Origin of the sequence: Pantoea stewartii subsp. stewartii, assembly GCF_008801695.1 — a bacterium.
In the GTDB taxonomy this organism is placed as follows: domain Bacteria; phylum Pseudomonadota; class Gammaproteobacteria; order Enterobacterales; family Enterobacteriaceae; genus Pantoea; species Pantoea stewartii.
On the sequence record NZ_VZPF01000305.1, the window covers coordinates 1 to 253 of the forward strand.

1 pseudogene is annotated in these 253 nt (G+C 45.1%); it reads right to left on the reverse strand.

The features are described from left to right. Positions 1 to 125 (reverse strand): annotated as a pseudogene (locus tag F7Q90_RS26290) (DNA adenine methylase); the annotation flags it as partial. Positions 126 to 253 lie beyond the last annotated feature (128 nt).

Here is a 253-nt window from a genome sequence, read left to right on the forward strand (position 1 = left end):
AAAGCCCATTTGAACTGCTTTATAAATTCTTCCAGGTGGTTCTGGATGACGCGATAAAGATTAACGATGTCGCCGTTAATATCGTTCAGTACTTCCGCTTTTGACTGTTCCTTCATAAAGAATAAAGGTAAGCGTCACATTTAAACCGTCTGTGCAGCGGGCTCCGGTTCCGGGAAAATAGTGTCCATCATTTTTTAATGGACACTATCGCGTGAAACACCGGACATGGCTCCTTGAGGCGCTTCGCCTCCAT